The organism is Intestinibacter sp. (assembly GCF_022780145.1).
Classification (GTDB): domain Bacteria; phylum Bacillota; class Clostridia; order Peptostreptococcales; family Peptostreptococcaceae; genus Intestinibacter.
The window spans coordinates 1-2,091 of sequence record NZ_JALEXO010000194.1; the positions used below are offsets into that span (position 1 = coordinate 1).

Annotated in this window: 2 protein-coding genes; both read left to right on the forward strand. The window is 33.6% G+C overall.

The window, feature by feature from the left end; translation table 11 throughout:
- Positions 1–813, forward strand: an 813-nt coding sequence (locus MR593_RS07615) for an aminotransferase class V-fold PLP-dependent enzyme (RefSeq protein WP_290691571.1), incomplete at its 5' end; no start/stop codon positions are given.
- Positions 814–875: 62 nt separating this feature from the next.
- On the forward strand, positions 876–2,091 hold a 1,216-nt coding region (locus tag MR593_RS07620; protein WP_290691574.1), incomplete at its 3' end, for a double-cubane-cluster-containing anaerobic reductase.

A 2,091-nucleotide genomic window follows, 5' to 3' on the forward strand; every position in this document is an offset into this window, starting at 1 on the left:
AATGAAGATGGCAGTGTAAAAGCAAATGATTTTATACCTTATATAAAAGAAAATACGAAGGCTATAATCACTACACATGCATCAAATGTGTGTGGAACTATTTTACCTATAGGTGATATAGGCGCTCTATGCAAAGAACACAATTTAATATATGTAGTTGATACTGCACAAAGTGCTGGTATAGTCGATATAGATATGGTAAGAAATAATATAGATTTCTTAGCATTTACAGGACATAAGGGGTTACTTGGTCCACAGGGAATAGGTGGATTTATAGTTAGCGATGAATTAGCCGGCCAGATCGAACCAGTTATAAGCGGTGGAACAGGAAGTATGTCTGATTCAGAAGAAATGCCTGAATTTTTACCAGATAGATTCGAAAGTGGAACAATGAATTTACCTGGAATTATAGGTTTACATCAAGCGCTTATTTATTTAAAAGAAACTGGAATAGATAATATAAGAAATGAAAAAATGGAAATAACTAAATATTTCTTAGATGGTATTAAAGAAATAGATGGTGTAAAAATTGCTGGTAAAAAAGGAATAGAAGGCAGAGTAGGGGTAGTGTCTTTAGATTTCGAAGATGTAGACAACAGTATAGTGGCATTTTCCTTAAGTAGCAAATATAAAATCATGACTAGAGTTGGCTTGCATTGTGCGCCAAGAGCACATAAGACTTTAGGAACATTCCCTCAGGGAACAGTTAGATTTTCATTTAGCCACTTCAATACAGAAGAAGAAGTAGATATATGTATTGATGCTATAAAAACTATTTTAACTGATTTGAAAAATGGGGAAGATTATCTGTAGATTATAATTTTTACTTTATGTAAAATTTATAAAATAAATTAAAATCAAAAGGAGATAGAAGTATGGCTGATTACAGAAAAATGTGGGAAGATCTAGGTATGGATTTAGAAACTCATGATCAATTATGTGAGGTATTACCTCAAGCTTTTGGAGATGTATTCTTATCACAAGAAAATAGACCTGAAGCAATGGACTATTATAATTTTGTAATAGCAGAAATTCACGGAGTTAGACCTCAAGAACTAATAAAGGCACAAGAAGAAGGAAAAAAGGTGTTTGGGACTTTTTGCGTCTATGTTCCAGATGAGTTAATATTTGCAGCAGATGCAATAGCTACAGGTCTATGTGGCGGATCACAATTCTGGGTACCGGGCGGTGAAAAAGTCCTTCCAACAAATACATGTCCATTAATAAAGGCATCAGTAGGTGCTAGACTTGATAGAACATGTCCTTTCTTCAGAATAGCTGACATGTATATAGGTGAAACTACTTGTGATGGCAAGAAGAAAGCATGGGAAATATTAGGCGAAGATGTACCAGTTCATGTTATGGATTTACCTCAAATGAAACGTGAAAAAGATATAAAAGCTTGGGCAGATGAAATAAGAGAACTTAAAAAAGTAATAGAAGATTTCACAGGAAATGAAATAACAGCAGAATCATTAAATGAAAGTATAAAATTAATAAACAACAAGAGAAAAGCTCTAAGTCGTCTATATGAATGTCGTAAAGCAGATAAAGTGCCTATAAGTGGTAGAGATGCTTTAGTAATATCTCAAATAGCATTTTACGATGACCCAGCTCGTTTTACTCAAATGACAAATAAACTTTGTGATGAACTAGAACAAAGAATCAAAGATGGTGTAAGTGTAGTAAAAGAAGGAACTAAGAGAATCATGCTTACTGGAACACCACTTGCAGTTCCAAACTGGAAGCTACATAACATAATAGAAACTAGTGGAGCTGTAGTTGTATGTGAAGAAATGTGTACAGGAACTAGATATTTTGAAAACTTAGTAGATGAAACTAAGACTACTGTAGATGAACAAATAGATGCTCTAGCAAATAGATACATGGGTATAAACTGTGCTTGCTTCACTCCAAATACTGCTAGAATAGACGATATTATACGTTTAGCTAAAGAATACAAGGTAGACGGTGTAATAGATGTAAACTTAAAATTCTGTAGCTTATACGATGTAGAAGGCTATACAGTTGAGAGAGCATTAAAAGAAGCAGGTATACCAGTTATGGGAATAGAAACTGACTATACAGATA